Below are 19710 nucleotides of genomic sequence, written 5' to 3' on the forward strand. Positions count from 1 at the left end.
ATATGTACAATTTAAAAATATGAAGAATACGTTTTTGACCATATTATGTATGCTTGTATTAGCTTCCTGTAAGACTAAAACAAATGCTCATAATGATTTGAATTATATGCAGAATATTGAGCAGGTTGCCATAGATGCATCTGTCAGAAACTCCAGTTCCACCATACAGACAGGTGATCAATTGGTTATTTTGATAACAGCAAAAGATATGGATGTTGTAAAACCATTTAATCAGAATTATTCTTCATCAGAAATAATACAGCCTAATACTATGGCAGGAGGGAATACACCTTCACAAGGAACTGTGAATGTGTCTGGACCAACTTATATAGTAGACTCTGAAGGGAATATAGATTTTCCTGTGTTAGGAAAACTAAACACCAGTGGTAAGTCATTGGTAGAATTTAAAGATGTATTAAGAGATAAAATGACCCGTTATGTAATTAACCCTACAGTTAATATAAGACTGATTAATTTCAAAGTTACTGTTTTGGGTGAAGTAAACAGACAGGGTGATTATACTATTTCAAACGGAAAAGCAACGATATTAAATGCATTAGGTTTGGCTGGTGATTTAACAATGTATGGTAAAAGAGAGGATGTATTAGTCATTAGAACTGAAGATGGCAAGGTCACCCATGGAAAGATAAATTTGCAAGATGCTAATTTAATTAATTCACCATATTATAATTTGAAACAAGGTGATGCCATAATAGTTTCATCCAATAACACCAAGGATCTCACGGCTAAACAGAACCCGAATACAGGACTTTATTTAACTGCAGCTTCAATAGCCATTACAGCAGTAGCAGTAGTGGTGAGTTTATTTAAGAAATAAAATTAATGGAAAACCGATACCACTCTTCGCAATCTTCTGAAGTAGATAACAAATCAAATAGTATTATTATTAGTGAAATAATAAAACCTTACCTGCGCAAATGGCCTTGGTTTGTTTTAAGTATACTACTATCTTTAATAATAGGTGTTGTTATTTTAAAGTTTATGACACCTATATATCAGGTACAAACGACGATTCTTATAAAAGATTCTAAAAGTTCATCCTCATCTAAAGAAAGCAATTTAGGAATTCTTCCCGATTTATCGGGGTTTGGGGGACTAAAAACCAATAGCATTGCTAACGAAATAGAAATTTTGAAGTCTAAAAAATTGATTAGAGAAGTAGTAATTGCTAAAAATCTTCAAACTACCATTATTGCAAAAGATAAAATCAGAAATTTAGAGTTATATAAAGAGACATCTCCTGTTGAGGTAAAAGTAGTTAATGAAAAATCTACCAAGGGGGGGGCAAATGTTTTTAATCTACAAATAAAAGGGGAACAATTAATAATAAGCTCAGAAGGTCTTAAAAAAGAAATTATAACGACTTACGGAAAAACTATAAATTTACCGGCAGCTAATATCATTATTACAAAGAATAAAGCCTATAAACCAGAAACAACCAAAGAGATTGATACTAATAATCTCGTTTTCACTATTGCATCTGTAGAAGCAAGAACCAATAGCCTGCAAGGAGCCTTAAGTGTAGGCTTAGTGAATAAAGATGCAACACTTCTTAAGTTAGGAATGATATATCCTGAAATATCAAAAGCAAAAGATGTGCTTAACGCTTTAGTGTTAGCTTATAATAATGATGCAATTATAGATAAAAATTCTGAATCAAAAAAAACGTTAGATTTTATCGAGGATAGAATTAAAAAACTTTCAGTTGAATTAGGCCAAGTTGAAGATCAAAAGGCGGAATTTAAATCAAGGAATAATCTGACAGATCTTGAAACAGAAGCAAAAATAAGCCTGGAAAGCTCTGCAGCAGCTAGAAATAAGCAACTGGATATTGATGCCCAGCTGGAATTGACCAATGCACTCATTGGTTTTGTATCAAGACAGGGACAGTTTCAGGCTTTGCCTTCCAATGTAGGCCTGAATAACCCGGAAGCTACTGCAGGGATCACCGCATACAATCAACTGATCCTTCACAGAAACAGATTACTGGAATCTGCCACTACTGAAAACCCTACTGTTGTGGATGTCACCAAGCAGATCAATACAATGCGTTCTTCTATCGTACAAAGTCTGCAGAGAAACAGAGAGGGGCTGGAACTGGCCAGAAATGAATATTTAGGCGAGCAGAATAAGATTTCAAATAAAGTATCTAAACTGCCTTCCATTGAAAAGATGTTCCGGGGCATTGAAAGACAACAACAGATAAAAGAGAACTTATATTTGCTGTTATTGCAAAAAAGAGAAGAAACAGCTATCGCACACTCTATTACGGCTCCTAAAGCAAGAGTTATAGATGCTGCTTACGAATCATCAATACCTGTGTCTCCGAAGCCCAAAATGGTACTCTTGGCTGCAATTATTATAGGATTGCTTATTCCATTTGCTATTATATATTTGTCTGAACTGTTCAACAATAAAATTGTCACTAAACATGATGTTGAAAAGATTGTTCACGCTCCTGTCATTGCTGAAATCCCAAGTTTGGAAAATGGAGATTCAGATATAGTTAAGTTAAATGATATTACTCCTATGGCCGAAGCATTTAGAATACTTATTACTAATATGAATTTTATGCTTCCTAAATATAATAGCAATAATAATCGGGCTAAGGTTGTTTTTGTTACTTCAACAGTGAAAGGAGAAGGGAAAACCTTTACATCTGTTAATTTGGCTCTGACATTAGCCACACCAAGTAAGAAAGTTTTGATAATTGGTTCTGATATCAGGAATCCACAATTGCAACGTTATAATACTTCTAGAAAAGGTTTAAAAGGCCTTACAGAATATCTTTATACTGATCAAACCAAAGTAGAAGAAATTGTTCATGTATCTTCTTTCAATCCTTATTTAGATGTTATTTATTCAGGAATGATACCTCCTAATCCTACAGAGTTATTATCTAACGGACGTTACGAAAAGCTTTTGGATGAGCTGAAACCTAAATATGACTATATAGTTTTAGATACGGCACCTCTGTTGCTTGTGACTGATACATTCCTGATTGCTGATCTTGCTGATATAACATTATATGTTTCGAGATCAAAATATACTGAAAAATCATTATTAGAATTTGCCAATAGCAATATTGATCAAAAGAAGATCAAAAATGTTGCACTTGTTTTAAATGATATCAACAGGGATAATTTAGGATATGGTAACAAATATGGTTATGGGTACAATAATGGAAAAGAACAAAAATGGTTTGAAAAAATTAAAAATAAATTTACTAAATGAGACATACAATAGCGGTTATTGGACAAGGATATGTAGGATTACCACTTGCGTTAGAATTTGCAAGGCATTTTCCTGTGTATGGGTTTGATATCAATCCGAAGAGGATTGAAGAGCTTAACTCTGGAAGAGATCATACATTAGAAGCGGATTTAAGTTTATTGCTGAATGTAATAAATGAAGCTAAACAAAGTAATTTTGTAAAAGGATATAAAGCATCTAATTCATTAGAAGAAATCAGCAATGCCAATGTCTTTATTGTTACTGTCCCTACACCAATTGACAGATTTAATTCTCCGGACTTAAATCCTTTGCTAAAAGCAAGTGAGATGCTCGGAAAAATCATTAAAAAAGGAGACATTGTAATATATGAATCAACCGTTTATCCTGGATGTACTGAGGAAGAGTGTGTTCCCATCTTAGAAAAGGTTTCCAATTTAATATTTAATAAAGATTTTTTTGTAGGCTATTCACCTGAAAGAATTGTTCCGGGTGATAAGGTGAATACATTAACGACCATTAAAAAAGTAACTTCTGGATCTACTCCTGAAATTGCGGAAATAGTGGATAATTTATATAAAACAATTATTACAGCAGGTACTCATAAAGCCTCAAACATAAAAGTTGCAGAAGCTTCAAAAGCTATTGAAAATGCTCAAAGAGATGTTAATATTTCTTTTGTAAATGAATTGGCATTGATTTTTGACAGAGTCGGTATTGATACCAATGAAGTCTTGGAAGCAGCGGGAACAAAATTCAATTTCCTTAAATATAAACCAGGATTGGTTGGAGGGCACTGTATTTCTGTAGATCCTTACTACCTGGCTCATAAAGCAACACAGTTGGGATATCATCCGCAGGTAATTCTTAGCGGAAGACGTGTGAATGATATGATGGCCCAATTTATTGCTGGAAAAGTAGTAAAATTAATGATCAAGAAGGGGATGCCGATTAAAGGTGCAAAAGCTTTGATTTTAGGTGTTACCTTCAAAGAAAACTGTCCGGATGTGAGAAACACCAAAGTTGTGGAAATATTTTCCGAACTTAAACAGTTTGGTTTAGATGTTAATCTTTATGATCCATGGGCACATAAAGCTGAAGTTAGAGATGAATATAATATAGAATTACTTTCAGACGCTCCTGATTTATCCCAGTATTCAGTGATCGTATTGGCTGTTGCTCATAATGAGTTCAAAGAATATGATTTTAAAAAACTATGTGACGGGAAAAGAGTTATTTATGATGTAAAAGGCCTTATTGACAAAGAGTTTGTTGATGCCAGATTATAATTTTTTTGATATGATACCTATAGTAAAACCATATTTACCTCCCAGGGAAGATCTTATTCCGGAAATTGAAAAGATCCTCTACAGCGGATATATAGCAGAAGGAGAACCTGTATATGAATTTGAAAGAAAATTTGCAGACTTTCTGGATAATAAAAATGTACTGGCACTTCATTCGGGAACAGATGCGCTTCACATTGCATTGCTATTGGCAGGTGTAGGATTTGGAGATGAGGTGATAAGTACTCCCATGACGGCAGAACCCACCAATGTTGCTATTACCATGGTAGGAGGTAAAGTGGTGTGGGGTGATGTGGATCCTAATTCGGGATTGTTGTCTCCGGAATCCGTAAGATCACTTATTACGGAAAAGACCAAAGCCATTCTCCTCGTTCATTATGCGGGAATGGTTTGTGATATGGATGAATTCAACAAGATTTCTCAGGAATTCAATATTCCTATCATAGAAGATGCTGCCCATGCTTTGGGAAGTAAATATAACGGACAATATGTAGGCTCAAACTCTCCATATACTATTTTTTCCCTTCAGGCGATAAAGCATATGACAACCGTTGACGGAGGTTTTCTGACCTTTAAAGAATCGGTTCAGCTTCCAAGAGCAAAAAAAATGAGATGGTTCGGTTTAGATAAAGGAAAAAGCAGACTTGAGAACGATATAACCGAGACCGGATACAAATATGCCATGAACAATGTAAATGCTACCATTGGTCTGGTGCAGATGAAATATCTGGAGGAAGTATTGGGGAAATACATAGGAAACGGTAAATTCTATGATGAAGCTTTAAAAGGCATAGACGGTATTGAACTGGTAAATTATAATAAAAATACCGAACCTTCATACTGGCTTTACACCATGAAAGTAGATCGCAGAGATGATTTTATAGCTTTGATGACTGAGAATGGAATTTCAGCTTCACCTCTGCATCATAGAAATGATCTGCACAGTATCTTTGCAGAATCTAAAAGAGAATTACCGGGAATGGATCGCTTTTATGAAAAGCTGGTTCACATTCCTTGTGGATGGTGGGTTTCCGATGAAGACAGAACTAGAATAGCAGATACCATAAAAAAAGGCTGGTAATTATGATTCCTTTATTTAAGCCTTATATGCCTCAAGACATCTCAGAAGGAGTTAATGAAATTTTATATTCCGGTCAGTTGGCTTTTGGAAAATGGGGAAAGCTTTTTGAGCAAAAGCTCACGGAATTCTTGGGAACAGAATCTCTGCTTATCGTTAATTCATATTCCTCAGCATTAAATATTACCTTAGATGTTTTAAACATTACGGCAGGGGACGAGATTATCATGTCACCGATGTGCTGCTTGCAGTCCACACAACCTCTTTCCGCAAGAGGCTTAAAGATCGTGTGGGCAGATATTGATCCTGAAACCGGTACTTTGGATCCTGAAAGTGTAAAACAGAAGATCACTAAAAACACCAAAGCTATATTTCACAATATGCATTTGGGATATGTGGGCTATATTGATGAAATCAATAAAATAGCGAGACAGCATGGCATTTTTACAATTGATGATTGTGTAGATGGTATGGGACAGGAATACAAAGGAAATAAAATAGGGAATTGTGGTAGTGATGCTACTGTTATTTCTTTTCATGCCGTAAGACTTCCCAATGCAATGGAGTCTGGAGCAATTGTATTTAAAGATCCCGGGTATGTTGAAAAAGCTAAAATCAAAAGAGATCTTGGATTAGAAAGACAACTATTCAGGGATGCAAAGGGTGAAATCAGCGAAAAGTATGATGTTACCATACAGGGATATGGTGCAACAGCCAATGAGGTGAGTTCTTATATCGGGCTGAAGCAGATGGAAATACTTCCGGAACTCATTGCAAAACAAAGAGAAAATGCCAGAAAATGGTCAGAATATCTGAAAAATGAGAACCTGCCATGTACCCCGATAAAAAATGTACCTGATTCCGATCCTATCTATTGGGTATTTGGTATGTTCACGGAGAAGAAGGATGAGATGATGGATTATTTCCGGAATAAAGGCTTTTGGGCTTCTACAGTACATTTAAATAATAACAGATACTCTTTATTTGGCGAATATGTAGATTTGCCAGGAGTGAATGATTTTTATTCTAAATTCTTAGCTATTCCGTCAGGATGGTGGCATAAGCTCTAATAAACAAAACAATGGAGTTTAATTTTATTAAGCACTCGGAATTGACTGAAGGTCTTTTATTGAAAATAATTGAGATCAAACAGCATCATTGGAACTACCCGTTGGAAAATCAAAAAAAATGGATAGAGGAAAATCTGAAGTCCGATGATTTTCATTTAATATTATTTGACAGCAGTGGATTAATAGGATATTTAACCTTGGTAGATCTGGAATTACAGATTGATAGCTCTTCTAAAAATTATTATGGTATTGGAAGCGTGTGTGTGCATGGTGAGATGAAAGGAAAACAATTGGGATTATTGCTTATGAAGCTTGTTGATTACTTTCTAAACGTTAAGAAAACCCCTGGAATTTTACTTTGTAAATCAGAACTTGTAGATTTCTATAAAAAATGTGGATGGAAACTATACAATGGAAAGGTAAGAATAGGAAATGTTTTTTTTGAACATTATTTGCTTTCAACAAATACTATTATGAATGAGCAAATTGATGTACCTTTTTCATTTTAAAAATTTACTTTTATATTATGTTTTTCAAAATAGGATTGGCTGTTAACAGCTTTTGGTATTCATTTTTACTTTTTCTTCCGGATGAGTTTAGTAAGTTTAGAGTAAAATATTATAACAGGAAAGGATGCCGGATAAGTGAAACATGTTCAATATCTCCAAATGTACGGATCAAAGGAAAAGTTGAGATCGGAGATCATAGTTCTGTTGCCCAGAATTCATCTATTTCCGGAGAAAATGCGGGTGTTTTTATAGGAAAAAATGTGATGATTGCTCCTAATACGGTAATAGTTGCCTTCAATCATGTTTCAAAAAAAATAGAACTGTCCATGAGAGAGCAGGGAAATGTTGAAAGTCCGATCTACATTGAAGATGACGTCTGGATTGCCGCTAATACAACAATTGCTATGGGAGTTACAATAGGTAAGGGAAGTATTATAGGGGCCAATTCTTTTGTGAACAAAAGTATACCGGAATATAGTATTGCTGCAGGAGTTCCTGCAAAAGTTATAAAAACCAGATTAGGCTAATAAATATGTTTAAAAATATTATTGCTAATTTTTTTGGGAGATTTTGGAGTATCTTATCCACCTTTTTATTTATACCGTTATATATAAAATACTTAGGTTTTGAAAACTACTCCATCATCAGCTTTACTATTGTTATTGCTGGCTTTATGGCGATCCTTGATTCAGGACTGACATCAACATTATCAAGAGAATTTGCCAGGACTGATCATGATCTGAGTCATAAAAAAAGAGTTTTTTTTTCATTGGAATCCATTTATCTGATAATAACACTTTTAGTTATTGTCACAGTCTTTTTTTCTTCCTCTTTTATTGCTAATAATTGGTTGAATATCAAATCCGGGAATAATATCTCATACCTCATTAAGATTATTAGTATTGATACAGCATTACAAATGCTTTTGAGATTTTACATGGGTGGGCTTTTAGGGCTTCAAAAGCAAGTACTGGCAAACGGTTTGCAGGTTATCTGGGGAGTTTTTCGAAACGGAGTTGTTTTGTTGATCATCATGTTTTATCCCAGTATTGAATTTTTTTTTATCTGGCAAGGGATATGTACAATTGTATTTACAATATTATATAGAATATACTTATTTAAGGAAATTTCAGAAGATAGTAAATTTAGGATCAATCTATCGGTGGATAAGGAAATTCTAAAAAGTGTTTACAAATTTGCAGGAGGAATGCTCTTAATTTCTCTAGTATCGGGAGTTAATACACAGCTGGACAAATTTGTTATCAGTAAACTTTTTCCGATCGAGCAGCTGGGAAATTATTCATTAGCTATCTCATTAGCAATGGGAATTGTAGTAATTATTAATCCAATTTCGATGGCGTTACTCCCAAAGTTCACTTCATTGTTTTCTTCAAAAGCCAACCAAGAGATAATTTCTGTATATAAGTCTTCCAGTCTTTTTACATCCATTATCATAAGTACTTTTTCAAGTGTACTAGCAGTATTTTCAAAGGATCTGATTTGGATTTGGACCGGAAACTCTCAAATAGCAGAGAACAATTATATTATTTTAAGTATAATGGCATTTGCATATTCATTTATGGCTTTTGCCGTAATCCCTTATAATATGGCTATTGCAAACGGATATACGACCCTTAATAATAAGTTGGGATTACTAAGTATTTTGATTACAATACCTTTTTATATATTGGTAGCTTCAAAATATGGAATTGAAGGAATAGCTGCTGTTTTTTGTGCGGTACAACTGCTGATAACAATTCTATATTTAATATTTATTAATAAAAAATTCCTTAATATTCAGCCATTTGGGAGTTTTGTTATTAAAAGTATTGTTTTCCCTCTTCTTTTTTCTTTTTCTTTAAGTATTCTTTATTATTATATCTTATCAAGATTTGATTCTGATATTAGAATTTTATCTTTAATTCTTATTGGTTTAGGCGCATGCATTATATTTGCCTTTAATTATTTAATCTTTGTACCCAAAGCTGAAAAGAAGATAATACAACAAAAAATAAAATTTAGAAAATAAATTTTCTAACATAGAAATGAAAGACACCCCTATTTTAAGTATAATAGTACCCACTAAAAATAGATACTATTATTTATGGTTTTTAGTCGAATATTTTAATGCTATCACAGACTCTTCCATTGAACTCATTATTCAGGATAATAGTGATGATATTGAAGAGCATAGAGCCTTTTATGAAAAAGTAAGAGATTTAAATGATAGCAGAATTAAATACAATTATGTTCATGAAAGCCTTTCTGTGATTGAGAATTCAGATAGAGCATTATATAATGCTACCGGTGATTATGTTTGCTTTATTGGAGATGATGACATCTTTAGTAAAACAATTTTAAATTTTATTTCAGAAATTAAAGAAAAAGACATAGATGCTGTTTTTCCTTTGAACTCGTCTTATAGCTGGCCGGATATTCACTCTAGGCTTTATGGGGACAAACTATCAGGTAAATTTACTCAAACCAACATTACAGGTGAAATAGTGAAAGAAACCCCCAAAAAATTGCTTGATAAAGTATTAAAATTAGGGGGAACGGATATCATCAATCTTCCGAGAGTATATCACGGAATCGTAAAATTGTCGGTACTAAAAAAAATATATGAAAGAACAGGATCTTTCTTTCCAGGCCCTAGCCCGGATATGGCTAATGCCGTTGCACTGTGTAATTATGTCAACCGTTTTATAATTATTGATATTCCTTTTGTGGTGTCCGGGCATTCGTCAAAAAGTACTGGTGGACAAGGAGCTGCCGGAAAACATTTCGGCGAAATTAGAAATATAAAGCATTTGCCGTCAGATACTGCTGATAAGTGGACTCCGGAAGTTCCATTTTATTGGTCAGGCTATACTATATATGCCGAATCGGTGATTCAGGCTCTTAAAAGACTGGGACTTTCCGATGAGTTAAAGACTTTGAATTTTAATTACCTTTACGCAACATGTTTAGTTTTTGATGTACCATTTAAGGATAGAATTGTAAAAACAATGAAAGAAAACCAGAGCATTTCAAAATTGACGATATTATTCAATTATTGTTTGATATGGGCTAAAAGAATCAGGTTTCATCTTTCCGCGAATCTGCAATACATCCTTCCTGAGAAAAATACCAAAAGGATTTTTAAAAAACAAAATATACAGGAAGTCGCGGAATTGAATGATAAACAGATTTTGGAGTTTTATAATAAGAATGGAAAACAATATTTAAATAACAACCTTCCGAAATTCTAATTGTATATTAATTTGGCAACGCATAAAATAAATATCTTTTTAAGTACCCTAAGTTTTATCCTGTGTATTATAGGATACCAGTTGGTAACAACCATATTTTTGCCTTCAACCTCGGATTTTGAGAATATTTCCAGGGCAATTACAGTACCTTACCGAGCTTTGGCACTCGCCATCATGCTTGCCGTTATCTATATCAACATCAGGAATATATCGGATTTCAAATCGCTGCCGCTTGTTGTCCTGATTATTTACTGGCTTGCACTTATTGTAAGGATATTCTCTGATAATTTTTTGAGGACAGATTACCTTATTCAAAGTACTTCCCAGCTCTGGCTGTACGTTTTCGGAATATGTATGGCAGCTTTGGTTTCTACGATCAAAAGCTTTAAATATATTGATTTAAACAAAGCGCTTCATGTCGTTTATATATCCATTATTGTTATTTTGACTATAACGTTATTCTCCAACCAGGCGTTGATCAGTAATACGGACAATGAATATCGAGCCGATGCCAATGTTGCCCTGAATACCATCTCATATGGAAATCTGGGAGTAATGGGAATGTATATGTCCCTGTTTATGCTTCTCAAAGAAAAACATAAGCTCCTGTTGAAAATAGGGATTATATTGGTGCTGATATTATCTGTATACAGTTTACTGCGTTCAGGAAGCCGCGGGCCCATTCTTTCGTTTTTAGTGGTTGTTTTTTTCTGGTTCTTTTCGAAGGGTAAGAATATTATGACCGGTGTTGGTATTTCGATGATATTATTATTGGTCATTTATCTTCTTCAGGATCCCATATTGTCATTAATGGGAGATATCTCTCCGGTGATTGAGATCAGGCTGAGAGAAACCATCAGCGGAAGCGGCCCCGATGAAAGAAGCTTATTGCATGATGCTGCTCTCAAAGTATTCTATGAACATCCTTTTATAGGGGATCAGTTTGCGATTTTTAATAAGAATGGAGAATATGCCTATGCCCATAACATTATACTGGATTCATTGATTGCTTTGGGAATCATAGGAGGAATAATGATGGCTTATATACTGTGGTCGGCTTTGAAATGCTGTTATAAAAATATTCATGATGATCATCCGCATTTCTGGATAAGCCTGATCTTAGTTCAACAGATTTCGTCTAGTATGGTTTCAGGAGCATTTTATCAGGATCAGACTCTTACTGTATTGTTAGTTTATCATTTTATTTTATTTAGGAAAAGTTTTATTGGATGGAAATAGCCATAATTACAAATGTAATCACTACATATCGTGAAGGTTTTTATGATCGGCTTTTAAATAAAGACGGAATAAATGTTACTGTTTATTGCCAAGATAAAATCCCTGGAGTAAATGTAAAATCTATTCACAATAAATATGGTGAAAAAGTCCATATAGTAAAATGCAGTTCTTTGAAAAATGAAAAACTTGCTTTTCAGTTTCTGCCGATAAAAAAAATAATCAAGAGATCGGATGTTATTTTTCTTGACGGAAATCCAAGAATTTTATCTAATATATTATTAGGGATTATCTTATCTTTTACCAGAAAAAAAGTTGTAATTTGGACAATGGCTCATTCCTTCGGTGCAAATAAATATACGGAGTGGTTGAGACTAAAATGGACATCTAAATTTAAGAATATTTTTGTATATACAGATAAAGAGGTAGATATACTGAGGAAAAGGGACTTCTTTAAACAAAATATACTGGGAATGAACAACGGTTTAGACCAGAAAAAGATTGATGATGGAATACAAAATTGGACACAGGAAAAACTGAATCAATGGAAAAAAGAGAAAGGATTGCAAGGAAAAGTACTCTTACTTTCAATTGCAAGACTTGTTCCTAAAAATAAATTTGAACAAATGGTCAAAGCATTGCCGGAAATTACGTCACAAATACCTGATATATGCTGGTGTTTAGTAGGTGGAGGTGAAGAATTTGAGAATTTAAAACAACTCGCAAAAATACTGGAAGTAGAAAAATATATTTACTTTGTTGGGCCGGTATATGAAGAAGATAATTTGGCACCATTTTTTCTAAATTCAAAACTATTTGTACATCCGGCTTCAGTAGGATTAAGTATTATTCATGCCTTTGGATATGGGTTACCTGTTATAGTAAATCCTAATGAAGCAATGCATGGACCGGAATATGGAGCCTTTACAAATAATGAAACAGGGAAGAATTTTAAAGAAGATGATGTTTCTGATTTGGCAAAAACAATTATAGATCTTTTACAGTCACCTGAAAAACTTGATGCAATTAGTAAGAATGTGAAAAAAATTGCCAGGGAAGATTATAATGTAGATGTTATGGTGGAAAGGTTTTTGCAAATGGCAGACAGTACTTTCAAAACATAAGATAAAAACACAAAAATGAAATACAAATGAGTAAGATTACGAAAATTAAAACAATGATAAATGCTTCTTTAGGAAGGATTACTAATCTAAAAAAAAATATTTCCATTGATCATCAATGGTTCGGAAACGAATACGGTGGTTTTTATGTCGCCTCAAATGAATTAAATAATAAATCTATTGTTTATTCTTTCGGAATCGGAGAAGATATATCTTTTGACGAGGCTATTATTAAGAAGTTTGATTGTGAAGTGTTTGCTTTTGATCCTACTCCAAAATCAATAAATTGGGTGAAAAATAAAACTGATCTTCCGGCTCAATTTCATTTTTTTCCTTTTGGAATAGATGATAAAAGCGGAAATGTAGAGTTTATGCTACCTTATAATGATAGCCATGTTTCAGGAAGTGTTATCAAACAGAAGAATGTAAATGAACAAAAAGTAGTAAAAGTTCCGATGAAATGTCTCTCAGACATTATTCGGGATTTAAACCATACCTCTGTTGATCTACTTAAAATGGATATTGAGGGATCAGAGTATAAAATAATAGAAAATATTCTTGATACTCCGCTAGAAATAAAACAGATTTTAATAGAAATACATGAAAGATTTTTTGAAAATGGTAAAGATAAAACACAAAAACTTCTAAGTGTTTTAGAACAGTATGGCTATAAACTATTTGGTGTATCTGATAGTATGGAAGAGCTCTCATTCATTAAAATAAAATAAATATAAATCTTATAACAAGAAATATTAAGATATATCTGAAAATTAAAAATGAAAATTTTATTTATAGCACCAATTCCACCTCCTGTAAATGGACAAAGTAAAGCCTCAAAAGTTTTACAGGATGCTTTAGTTAATCAACATGAAGTAGAAATTATCAACCTGAGCAAGTCAAGTCTGAAAAATGGCGCTAATTCTTTTAGAAGATTTTTTGAAATTATGAATATTTTGAAAGAGGTAAAGAAGAAAAAAAATAATAATGATATTATTTATATTTCTCTAGCGGAATCCTTTGCCGGAAATATGAGAGATTTGGCGATTTACAATTTATGCAAAAAAGACTTGAATAAAACTTATATTCACATGCTTGGCGGTGCAGGTATGAAAGAAATTCTTTCCAAAAAAGGATGGCAAAAAAATGTAAATGCAAAATTCATGAAAAAGCTTGCCGGAGTAATTGTTGAGGGCCCGGTAAATTATGAAACGTTTAAAAAAGTAATTCCTGAAGAAAAAATACATATAGTCCCCAATTTTGCGGAAGACTTTCTGTTCGTTACAGATGAAGAAATAAAAAAGAAATTCGAAAACTTGGATCCGATTAAAATACTTTATTTAAGTAACCTAATACCGGGGAAAGGTTATGACGAGTTGACCGATGCTTATTTATCCCTTTCTGATGAGGAGCAGGGAAAAATAAAAATAAGTTTTGTAGGAGGTTTTGAGAGTGATGAAAGTGAAAAAAAATTTTTAAAGAAAATAGATCAGAATTTAGGATTAAAGTACTTGGGGAAATTTATTGATGGTGAAGAAAAAAGAAAATTATACTGTAAGAATCACGTTTTCTGTTTACCAACCTACTATCCTTTTGAAGGTCAGCCTATAAGTATACTGGAAGGATATGCTACTGGATGTGTAGTTATTACGAGCAATCATAGTGGAATACCTTATATTTTTGAAGATAACGTGAATGGACTAAGAGTGGAGAAAAAATCTATTTCTTCCTTGGCAGGAGCATTAAAAAATCTTATTTCTGAAAAAGAAAGACTTATGGAAATAGCTTTTCATAATCGAGATGAGGCTTTAGCAAAATATAGAACGAGTATTTATCAGGAAAAGCTTTTGAAAATATTTTCTGATCAGTATAGGCATAATTCAAAATAGTAATTAAAGAGATGGCAGTGAAAAAAATCTTCGTTAATTTAGTTTTTTGTTTATTTATAAGTATATCGTGCAATTCTCAGAAAAATAGAAATGAGAAAGAAGAACTGCAGGGTACACTGCAGAATATTAAAGTTTTGTATCAGCTGGGAGTGCTCAGTAAGGATGCTCAAAAACAATTCAATACTTATGGTTTTGAACAAATTGATTTTGTTGACGAAAGCTGTTTTTTCTCAAAAGATAAGTTTATAGTAGATTCAGTAAAACTAAGAAGTAAAATACAACAAATTTTCCCAGATGCCAAGAAATTAGGATATGCGTATATCAATCTGGAATCACCTTATATTGAACTGATAAGAGATAAAGATGCAAATGACCCTGAATTTAAAAAATCCCTGGCTTTTTTCATCCAAATCATTAAAATATGTAAGCAGGAAAGACCATTGATAAAATGGGGATTTTACGCAATACCATTTACTACTTTTTGGGAAATATATACTGGTTATTTTAAGAAAAATGATAAAATAGCTGCTCTATTAAAAGAAGTAGATGTTTTTTACCCTTCAATGTATATGTTTTATGATGAAGATGTGGATATGATCAAAAGTATAGGAAATGATAACTATATTGAAAAGAATATTGAAAATAGTCTTTCTCTTTCTATGAAATATAAAAAGCCGGTCTTTCCGTTTGTTTTACATAGATATCATCCCAGTAATGCTAAAGTTGGCTGGAAGCAGATGAATGCTAGCAAATGGGGGAAATATATTGCAGACATCACTTCAATAGAGGTAAATAAAAAACATGTTGACGGAATTGTGTGGTGGGGAGCCGATGACTTTTTCTATGGAAGAGCCGATGCCCCTAATATTACCAACGAATATAGAGGAAGCAAGAAAGATTATTTAGACTTCAACGGCAGGAATTTATCAAAAAAAGCTTCTGAGATTATTCAGAACTGGAATAAAAAATAATTAAAGAACTATTAAAATTAGCATTTGTATATTTGCAAAATTATATGAATACAACAAGACCATACCAAATTTGTACTAAAACAATTATGGATACTACAGATCCTAATATTGTTTTTAATGAGAAAGGCGAAAGCGATTATTTTACAAATTTTAAAGAAAATATAGAACCCAACTGGCATACAGATGAAAGAGGTTATGACGAATTGATGAAAATTGCCGAAAGGATAAAAAAAACATCAAAAAATAAAGATTTTGATTGCATTATCGGGTTAAGTGGAGGGTTAGACAGTTCCTATGCCGCTTATGTCGCTAAGGAAATAATGGGAATCCGTCCTTTGATTTTCCACGTAGATGCTGGATGGAATACAGATAAAGCCGTTGGAAATATAGAAAAATTGATTAACGGGTTAAACCTGGACCTCTATACCGAGGTAATCAATTGGGAAGAAATGAAAGATTTGCAGGTTGCATTTTTAAAATCTCAGATTTCTGATCAGGATTTACCACAGGATTATGCTTTTTTCTCTGCCTTATATAAATTTGCCAGAAAGCATAAAATCAACTACGTACTTACCGGAGGTAATTTTTCTACCGAATGTTGTAGAGAGCCTGAAGAATGGGGCGGTTTTCCGGGAATTGATGTTACCTTGGTTAAAGATATTCACAGAAAATTTGGTAAAAAAGAATTGAAAACATTTCCTCTGGTCGATATTTTGTCGTATAAAATCTATTACAAATACATTTATGGAATGGAAGTTTTCAAACCATTAAATCTTGTACCGTATGTGAAAAAAGATGCCGAAAATCTTTTGAAGGAAAAATTCGATTGGGAACCTTTCCAGCATAAACACCATGAATCCAGGTTTACCAGATTCTATGAAGATTACTGGTTGCCAAGAAAATTTGGCTATCAGAAAAGAAAAGCACATTTCTCATCACTTATCTTAACAGGACAAATGACCCGCGAAGAAGCATTAGATAGGGTTTCAAGGCCAGAATTATCTGAAGAATTCCTTCAGAAAGAGTTTGAATATGTTGCTAATAAATTGGATTTGACAACAGAAGAATTACAACAGATCTTTGAAGGCGAGAATAAAACATACAAAGACTACAAAAACAAAATGGGTATTATCAAGCTTGGTGCCCAAGCAATGCAGAAATTAGGATTAGAAAAGAGATTATTCAGATGATAACAATTATAGATTACGGGGTTGGTAATATTAATGCTTTTGTAAATGTATACAAAAGAGTAGATGTTCCTGTAAAAATAGCCAAGACAAAAGAAGATCTTGAAGATGCACAAAAACTGATTCTTCCCGGTGTTGGACATTTTGATCATGCTATGACTCAACTGAATAACTCAGGAATGAGGGACAAACTGGATGATTTGGTACTAGATAAAAAGATACCCGTTATTGGGATCTGTGTTGGAATGCAAATGATGGCCAATAATAGTGATGAGGGCAAATTGGAAGGTTTGAAATGGATCGATGCTACAGTAAAGAAATTTGATGAAACGAAAATCAATCAGGTGACAAGACTTCCTCACATGGGATGGAATGATGTAAAGCCCGTGAAAGATATTGAATTGTTTAAAGGATTAGAAAATGACTCTATTTTCTACTTCCTTCATACGTATTATTTTCATTGTAATAATGCAGAAGACATCATGGCGGTAACCGAATATGGAGGTGAGTTTGCTTCTGCAGCCCATCACGAGAATAAATACGGAATACAGTTCCACCCCGAAAAAAGCCATCATTATGGTGAAATTTTACTACATAATTTTGCAAAACTTTAAACACCAATGTTAAGGCCAAGAATTATACCCAGTCTTTTGATCCAGGATAACGGACTTGTAAAAACAGTAAATTTCAAAAATCCTAAATATGTAGGAGACCCGATCAATGCTGTAAAAATTTTTAATGAAAAGGAAGTTGACGAGCTTGCCATTTTTGATATTGATGCTACGGCTAAAGGTCTGGAACCAAATTATAGCCTGATTGAAAGAATTGCTAACCAATCTAGAATGCCACTTTGCTATGGAGGCGGAGTTAAAACCGTAGAACAGGCACAAAGAATTTTCGGACTTGGAATAGAAAAAATAGCACTTTCTTCGGCAGTGATCCAAAACCCTGAGCTTATTACCAAAATTGCAGAAAGAGTAGGAGCCCAAAGTGTAATCGTAGTTCTGGATGTAAAAAAGAAGTTATTTGGAGGATATGAAGTGTATACCCATAACGGAAAAAAATCTACCGGAATAAATCCTTTTAAATTTGTAGAAGAAGCCCAGAGATTGGGAGCAGGTGAGATTATCATTAACTCCATAGACCAGGATGGAGTAATGAAAGGTTTTGATATGGGACTGATTGAAAAAATTAGAGAAAGAATCTCTCTTCCGCTCACAGTATTAGGAGGAGCAGGATCTTTAAATGATATTAAACAGGTTATCAAAAAGCACGGGATTATAGGTGTGGCTGCAGGAAGCCTGTTTGTTTTTAAAGGGGTTTATAAAGCCGTATTAATTAATTATCCTGCAAAGGATGAGAAAAAAGAATTATTTTAAAAGAAATATGCAAATAAAAGATAAGACACTCCTGATTACAGGCGGTACTGGTTCATTTGGAACCGCAGTATTAAGAAAATTTATTAATACAGATCACTTTAAAGAGATTCGTATTTTTTCGCGTGATGAAAAAAAACAGGATGATATGAGAAATCAGTTTAAAAATGATAAACTGAAGTTTTATATTGGAGATGTACGCGATTATAATAGTATTGAACCTGCTATGAGAGGTGTAGATTTTGTTTTTCATGCTGCTGCACTTAAGCAAGTGCCTTCGTGCGAATTTTTCCCTATGCAGGCCGTAAAAACAAATGTTGAAGGAACACAAAATGTAATCAATGCCGCTGCCAAAAATAACGTTAAAAAAGTAATTTGTTTAAGCACTGATAAAGCGGCATATCCCATTAATGCAATGGGAATTTCTAAGGCAATGATGGAAAAAGTTGCAGTAGCTGCATCCAGAAATTTAGAAGATACAGTAGTTTGTCTCACGAGATATGGAAATGTAATGGCCTCCAGAGGATCAGTAATTCCTTTGTTTGTAAAGCAGATTAAAAATGGGGACCCCATCACCATAACAGATCCCAGTATGACTCGTTTTTTAATGTCGTTGGAAGAGGCTGTAGATTTGGTATTATTTGCATTTGAACATGGAAATCCGGGTGATTTATTTGTTAATAAAGCTCCTGCAGGAACTATAGGAGATCTGGCCCAGGCATTAAAAGAAATGTTTAATGCAGATAATCCTATAAAAGTTATTGGTACCCGTCATGGAGAGAAACTATACGAAACTCTTTGTACCCGTGAAGAAATGTTGAAAGCACAAGATATGGGCGACTTTTACAGAATACCTGCAGATAATAGGGATCTTAATTATGCACAGTATTTTTCTGAAGGTGTGGAAGATATATCTAAAATAGAAGATTATCATTCACATAATACTCAGCAGCAGGATGTTGAAGGAATGAAAAAACTTCTCCTAAAACTTCCATTGATAAGAAAAGAAGTTTTAGGAGAAGATATAATGCAATATCCTGATTAATAATGGAGGCTAAACTTATTCCTGGAAAGTTATTCTCAGATAATAGAGGAAAAGTTATGTTTAATAATGATTTCGATGTTTCTGAAACAAAAAGGATATACAGTATCGAGAACATCGATAAGAATTTTGTTCGTGGTTGGCAGGGACATAAAATCGAAAAAAGATGGTATATTGCTGCTTCAGGAGCATTTAGTATTAATCTGATTAAGGTTGACAATTGGGAAAAGCCAGGACAGCAATGTAAAAAACTAAACTTTATTATCACTGCTGAAAAAATGGATGTATTGTATATCCCCCCTGGATATGCCAGTTCAATTCAGGCAATTGAAGACAATTCCAAGCTGATGATAATGTCAGATTATCGGCTTCACGAAATTGATGATGAATATAAATTTCCAATAGATTATTTTGTAATTTAATT

19 protein-coding genes are annotated in these 19710 nt (G+C 33.4%); all 19 read left to right on the plus strand.

The window, feature by feature from the left end; translation table 11 throughout:
* The first annotated feature begins 49 nt into the window (after positions 1 to 49).
* The 19 genes from BCF58_RS02715 to BCF58_RS02805 all read left to right on the plus strand — a co-directional run bounded on the left by BCF58_RS02715 (position 50) and on the right by BCF58_RS02805 (position 19708).
* Entirely contained in the window at positions 50 to 838 is a 789-nt protein-coding gene (locus BCF58_RS02715; protein WP_228434712.1) for a polysaccharide biosynthesis/export family protein, read from the plus strand.
* Between the two features lie 5 nt (positions 839 to 843).
* A complete protein-coding gene (locus BCF58_RS02720; RefSeq protein ID WP_121460252.1) occupies positions 844 to 3255 on the plus strand; it encodes a GumC family protein in 2412 nt (803 codons plus the stop codon).
* Positions 3252 to 4541, plus strand: a complete 1290-nt coding sequence (locus BCF58_RS02725) for a nucleotide sugar dehydrogenase (protein WP_121460253.1) — start codon at positions 3252 to 3254, stop codon at positions 4539 to 4541. The genes BCF58_RS02720 and BCF58_RS02725 overlap by 4 nt, the downstream gene beginning before the upstream one ends.
* 10 nt (positions 4542 to 4551) lie before the next feature.
* Positions 4552 to 5640: a DegT/DnrJ/EryC1/StrS family aminotransferase gene (locus tag BCF58_RS02730; protein WP_121461027.1), complete on the plus strand. Its 1089-nt coding sequence runs from the start codon at positions 4552 to 4554 to the stop codon at positions 5638 to 5640.
* A 2-nt stretch (positions 5641 to 5642) separates the two neighbouring features.
* Entirely contained in the window at positions 5643 to 6707 is a 1065-nt protein-coding gene (locus BCF58_RS02735; RefSeq protein ID WP_121460254.1) for a DegT/DnrJ/EryC1/StrS family aminotransferase, read from the plus strand.
* Between the two features lie 11 nt (positions 6708 to 6718).
* Positions 6719 to 7216: a GNAT family N-acetyltransferase gene (locus BCF58_RS02740; RefSeq protein WP_121460255.1), complete on the plus strand. Its 498-nt coding sequence runs from the start codon at positions 6719 to 6721 to the stop codon at positions 7214 to 7216.
* A gap of 17 nt (positions 7217 to 7233) precedes the next feature.
* A complete protein-coding gene (locus BCF58_RS02745; protein WP_121460256.1) occupies positions 7234 to 7743 on the plus strand; it encodes an acyltransferase in 510 nt (169 codons plus the stop codon).
* A gap of 5 nt (positions 7744 to 7748) precedes the next feature.
* Entirely contained in the window at positions 7749 to 9245 is a 1497-nt protein-coding gene (locus tag BCF58_RS02750) for an oligosaccharide flippase family protein (protein ID WP_121460257.1), read from the plus strand.
* Positions 9246 to 9261: 16 nt separating this feature from the next.
* Positions 9262 to 10467 (plus strand): glycosyltransferase family 2 protein, encoded by a 1206-nt coding sequence (locus BCF58_RS02755; RefSeq protein ID WP_121460258.1) that lies wholly within the window; start codon positions 9262 to 9264, stop codon positions 10465 to 10467.
* Positions 10468 to 10566: 99 nt separating this feature from the next.
* Positions 10567 to 11706 (plus strand): O-antigen ligase family protein, encoded by a 1140-nt coding sequence (locus BCF58_RS02760; RefSeq protein WP_147462011.1) that lies wholly within the window; start codon positions 10567 to 10569, stop codon positions 11704 to 11706.
* Positions 11697 to 12827: a glycosyltransferase family 4 protein gene (locus BCF58_RS02765; RefSeq protein WP_121460260.1), complete on the plus strand. Its 1131-nt coding sequence runs from the start codon at positions 11697 to 11699 to the stop codon at positions 12825 to 12827. The genes BCF58_RS02760 and BCF58_RS02765 overlap by 10 nt, the downstream gene beginning before the upstream one ends.
* A gap of 26 nt (positions 12828 to 12853) precedes the next feature.
* On the plus strand, positions 12854 to 13552 hold the full coding sequence (locus BCF58_RS02770) for an FkbM family methyltransferase (protein ID WP_121460261.1): 699 nt from the start codon (positions 12854 to 12856) through the stop codon (positions 13550 to 13552).
* 48 nt (positions 13553 to 13600) lie between these two features.
* Positions 13601 to 14710, plus strand: coding sequence for a glycosyltransferase family 4 protein (locus BCF58_RS02775; RefSeq protein WP_121460262.1), 1110 nt, complete (start codon positions 13601 to 13603; stop codon positions 14708 to 14710).
* 11 nt (positions 14711 to 14721) lie between these two features.
* On the plus strand, positions 14722 to 15681 hold the full coding sequence (locus BCF58_RS02780; RefSeq protein ID WP_121460263.1) for a hypothetical protein: 960 nt from the start codon (positions 14722 to 14724) through the stop codon (positions 15679 to 15681).
* Positions 15682 to 15725: 44 nt separating this feature from the next.
* Positions 15726 to 16871: an N-acetyl sugar amidotransferase gene (locus BCF58_RS02785; RefSeq protein WP_121460264.1), complete on the plus strand. Its 1146-nt coding sequence runs from the start codon at positions 15726 to 15728 to the stop codon at positions 16869 to 16871.
* Positions 16868 to 17482, plus strand: a complete 615-nt coding sequence (gene hisH / locus BCF58_RS02790; RefSeq protein WP_121460265.1) for an imidazole glycerol phosphate synthase subunit HisH — start codon at positions 16868 to 16870, stop codon at positions 17480 to 17482. The genes BCF58_RS02785 and hisH overlap by 4 nt, the downstream gene beginning before the upstream one ends.
* A gap of 6 nt (positions 17483 to 17488) precedes the next feature.
* Positions 17489 to 18247, plus strand: coding sequence for an AglZ/HisF2 family acetamidino modification protein (locus tag BCF58_RS02795; protein ID WP_121460266.1), 759 nt, complete (start codon positions 17489 to 17491; stop codon positions 18245 to 18247).
* 7 nt (positions 18248 to 18254) lie between these two features.
* Positions 18255 to 19289: a polysaccharide biosynthesis protein gene (locus BCF58_RS02800; RefSeq protein ID WP_121461028.1), complete on the plus strand. Its 1035-nt coding sequence runs from the start codon at positions 18255 to 18257 to the stop codon at positions 19287 to 19289.
* 2 nt (positions 19290 to 19291) lie between these two features.
* A complete protein-coding gene (locus tag BCF58_RS02805; RefSeq protein WP_121460267.1) occupies positions 19292 to 19708 on the plus strand; it encodes a WxcM-like domain-containing protein in 417 nt (138 codons plus the stop codon).
* Positions 19709 to 19710: the final 2 nt, after the last annotated feature.

The sequence above is a fragment of the Chryseobacterium defluvii genome (assembly GCF_003634775.1).
Classification (GTDB): domain Bacteria; phylum Bacteroidota; class Bacteroidia; order Flavobacteriales; family Weeksellaceae; genus Chryseobacterium; species Chryseobacterium defluvii.